Origin of the sequence: Acinetobacter sp. 22323 (assembly GCF_052044895.1) — a bacterium.
GTDB classification, from domain to species: Bacteria; Pseudomonadota; Gammaproteobacteria; order Pseudomonadales; family Moraxellaceae; genus Acinetobacter; species Acinetobacter schindleri.
Window position 1 is genome coordinate 1 of the sequence record NZ_JBQEOL010000039.1, and the last position, 4761, is coordinate 4761.

Consider the following 4761-nt stretch of genomic DNA (forward strand, 5'->3'; position numbering starts at 1 on the left):
CATCATTTCCAACAGCGCTATGTGTCTGGGCGTTGTTCAAAGTATAGGTATAACTCAAACTACCTGAAGTTGGGATACCACCTACACTGCTATTTGCCGTAAAACCATTTAGAACGATGGTTCCACCAGCGACGTTGATCGCTGCCGATGGGTTGCTGCTACTCAGTGATTGTAATTGTGAAAGGCTAAAGGTCTGTCCGCCTATGTTAATACTGCTTAAGCCATCTCCTGCATTGATCTGAATCGTTCCACTGGCAGATTCGCTCGCTGCACTTGCATTGCTACCTGTACTTAGACCACTTTCATACACTGTAATCTGACCACCAACATTGTTTCCGTTCTCATCGTTCGGTGTAATGCTTGGTACGCCATCAGTATGTCCGTTAATGGTGATGGTTAATGTTGTGGTACTCCAGTCCCCATCTGCATCTTTAATGGTGTAGCTAAATGTTTCTGTGAGCTTGCCTCCATCTTTTAATGCATTCACGGTTGCATTATTTGGGTCAACGGTATAGCTGTAACTACCATCGCTATTGAGTATCAGTGTGCCGTAGTCACCTGCAAGTCCTGTTCCACCAACATTACCTGTTTGTTCTGTTGTTGAGCTTCCTTTGCTGACTCCTGTCACTTGTGTTGCATCTGCACCTAAACTGTCAGCAACATCTGTGCTGTTGCTACTGCCACCTGTGATCACGTTTCCTTCAAGTGCTGCACCGTCTTCTGTCACTGTGCCTGTGTCAGCTTTGGCTTCTGGGGCGGTATCTGTGATGAGAATGACCAGATTCGTCGCTGCTGAGCTTTCATTGGCATTGTCTGTCACTATAATTGGGAAAGTATCGCTTACGCTAGTATCACCACCGCTGTGGTTTTTGCTGGTGCCACTTTGTTGGTAGCTATAACTGACTTTGCCTGTTACTGGATCATAGTCGGTAAGGGTCAGTGTTCCTTGTGTACCTATGATTGTTTTTGGTGTGGTCGGGGATAGACCCAAGAGTTCGCTGGTCAGAATGGTCGTGCCACCAATCGTGATAGATTTCAGTCCATCTGCTGCGTTGACGGTAAACTCGCCTTGTACTGGGGTCGTTGCATTTTCGGCAATGCTGTTCGCACCAAGCGCTGATCCATTATGATCAGTGATAACCACGTTAGGTGCGCCATCGGTATGTCCGTTAATGGTGATGGTAATGGTCGCTGTCGATTTATCTCCATCTCCATCGGTAATGGTGTAGCTAAATACGTCTTGGAGGCTTTGGTTATCTTTAAGGGCATTTACATCCGTATTGTTATTATTTAATTGGTAGGTGTAACTACCGTCAGCACGGAGAATTAATGTTCCGTATTCTCCATTCACTGCTGTATTCAATGCGCCATTTGCTACGTGTTCACCTGACGCAACTGTTCCAGCCTGTACTCCACTGACGTTAGCTTTGTCTGCGCCTTGGGTATCAGCTGTATCTCCACTAGATACGCCTCCTGTCAGTACGTTGCCACTGACTGGATTAGGGACGCTGTCTTCTGTAATGCTATTCGTGTCAGGCTTCGCAACAGGTGCGTCATCTATAATATTAATAACCAGATCACCCGAAGCTGTTTTATCGCCATCGATATCTGTCACTTCCACTGCAAATGTTGCATTGGTATTATCACCTGATGTATTCGCAGGAAGTGTGTAGCTATAGTGGATAGTACCTGTACCAGTTGCCGAATTGTATTCATAGCGTGCAGTTAAACCATCCGAGAATGTTTGATCTGCTGTCGTTAGGGTATGTCCACCTAACTTCACTGCATCTTGAGAAGCCAAACCATCTGGAGAGGTAAAAGCAATTGTACCGCTTGTTGTTTCCTTATCAGTAGATGCTTTAGAGCCACCATTATTCAAACCTGATTCATAGACTTTGGTACTCTCTCCATCGCTCGAAGGAAGCGTAACAAGAGGCGCACTATTGCCAATGACTAATGTCAAGCTAGCTGTTGAGCTATCCCCATCACCGTCAACCAATGTATAGGTAAATACCTCATTTACACCGCCCGGCGTACCTTCATGACGCTCGTAACTATATTCACCTGTGGTCTTATTGAGTATTAGAGTACCATACTGCCCTTCGATCGTCAGCGTTGTGCCATCATCTGTTACCACGTTAGCAGATACATTATCACTAACCACTGTGGAGATGCTCACTCCATCGGCACTAATTTTGTCTGCACCTGAAGCCCCACTACTCGTACCAACACCCGTCAGTACATTTCCAGTTTCAGGGGTAAATTGATTAGCAGCCACATTATCGATGTCGTTTTTGGCAAGTGGTGCATCATCAATAATGCTAATGACTAGACTGCCACTGCTCACAATATTACTTTGATCTGTCACAGATATACCGACTTCTTCCAGAAAGTTATCGGTGTGTGATGCATCGTTGGTAACAGGTTGATCTAGTTCATATTCATAAGTAATGGTGCCACCCGTAGATACGCCATTAAATTCCTGACCATTTGGCGTATAGTCAGTAATGATGATCTTGCCATGAGGCGTGTTGATAATAATCGGTGTAGTTGAGGCATTTTCCAGATCTGTTAGCAAAATATTGGTATCACCAACCGTAACAGACTTTACGCCATCACCAGCCCCAATCGTAATACTACCCGTTTCTTTATTTGAACCCGATGTATCAGTTAAACCCTGTTCATATACAGTAACATGCCCCTGTTCAATTAATGTATCAGTAGTATTGTTCGGATTTTCACTGCCGCCATTTTCATCTTTTATGCTAATCGAAGGATTTGCATCAGGTGTAATTGTGATTACCAATTCCGCTGAAGCGGTTCCACCCTGGCCATCACTAATTGTATAAGCAACTGTTGGAACGGTGCCATTCCAGTTAGTCGCAGGGACAAAGTGATAAGTTCCATCGGCATTGAGCGTTAGCTCGCCAATTTTATCAATTGTAACGGTTTGGCCTGCATTATAGCTTTTACCCTCCACAACAAATTGAGTAACTGTGATTGCGTTTCCATCAGGATCACGATCATTAGTTAAAACATTGCCATTAACTGGGGTATCTTCAACACCTGTAATTTCATCCTTAACGGCGATTGGCCATGCGTTTTTATCCCCTCCACCGCCACTTCCTGCGGCTGCAATGATGCCACCAATAACAGCACCACCACCAATAATCCATGGCAGTAAAGACCCACCTGCCGCACTAGCAGGTAATAAGACCTCAAGCCCAGGTATTCCCTTAAAACCAGAAACACCATCAAACCAGTATAAGATACAACCATCTTCTTCAAAAACCAGATCAGAATCAACTTTGTCATATACGACAAAGAAGTTTTCGATAAGGACAGTTTCACCATTATTTAACTTTAAAATCAGGTTATTGCCATCACGTAAAAACTCTGCTACATCATTACGATGCATTTTGGTATGGACAATTGATGCTTCTGTTAAAGTGATATGTTGCGTGTTGATAGATACTTTATTTAAAGAATCTTTTTCTACTACAATAAAATTTGTCATGTTCTGTGTGGCCTATATTCGTTGAAACTTTTAAATGCTGAATTACTTGGTAATGCCCGTAATTTGTACCGTCACGCGACGATCGGGCTGTAAACATGCTTTTAGTGCTTCACGAGATTTAACCGTAGGACAGCCGTCCGTGACTGGTTGATTCTTCCCTGCACTTGCCACCGAGATAATATTTGCGGATACGCCATTTTGAACAAGCAGACTACGTACAGTTTCAGCACGATTCTGACCAAGTTTTTGGTTATAAGTTTCGCTTCCTAGACGATCCGTATGACCGACCAATATGATCTTACTGACAGAAACAAAACCTGTTGAAATTTTTGATGCTACGTCCTGAACTTCCTGACGGCCTTTAGGCAATAAATCATTTAAAGATGAACCATCAAATTTAAATAATGTATCGGCTGCCAAATCAATTGTTTCAGTATGCTCAACAGGAGCAACGACAGGCTTTTGAGCTGCTGGCTGTTGTCTACAAGCCAAAGGATGACCATTATTTGAAATAAAAGGTACACCAGCAGCATCTACAGAAAGAATAAAGTTACGATCTTTTAATTGATCTGGCCGCAAGTCGACATCGCAACTCTGACAATTTTTTTCGCCGCTACAATTTTTAACTTTGAAATTATAAACTTCTGGTTTTAAATAATACTTTGCCGTATTATTGATATAGAATTTACCTGATTCAATACTGTCAATATAGAAATGAATTGGGCAACTCTGTTCATCTCTTGTATCCCCTGCGCATAATTTAGCATCTCTGTTGACATTGATCTCCTGATTATAACCTTGCTTATTATTTTGAAACCGTAAAGCAGAAGGCTTTGAGTAAGGATCAGATGCACAAGAGGCTACCACCAATGAAATTACAGTAGTTAAAAGCGATAATTTCCACATGAACAACCCTTGGTAGACTTAATGTATTATTAGATTTATATGACATATTTACGCGAATCTCAACTTTTTAAGTCTTTGAAATAAAAAGGACATAACCCAATTTAATTTTCGACTAAGAAAAGCAAAGCAAGTTATGTCCATTTACGAATTTATCATTTCTGTATTTTTAATCATAGAGCAATTTTACTCAGCGATTGTCAAGAGGTGGTCCCACTTGTTTGAACAGGCTTTGTTGCACAAAGATTTGAAATGCAAAGCGCCCCTAATTGAGCCAAATTTAAGGCGTAACTTGGGTAAGTGGGCGACCTAATTCCGTAAATCTGTTAAGGACTGCTACA

2 protein-coding genes are annotated in these 4761 nt (G+C 42.3%); both read right to left on the minus strand.

The features are described from left to right. Positions 1–3517, minus strand: a 3517-nt coding sequence (locus ACTJIX_RS14675; RefSeq protein ID WP_440611561.1) for a VCBS domain-containing protein, incomplete at its 3' end; no start/stop codon positions are given. A 42-nt stretch (positions 3518–3559) separates the two neighbouring features. Further along, positions 3560–4423 (minus strand): OmpA family protein, encoded by an 864-nt coding sequence (locus ACTJIX_RS14680; protein WP_000265727.1) that lies wholly within the window; start codon positions 4421–4423, stop codon positions 3560–3562. Positions 4424–4761: the final 338 nt, after the last annotated feature.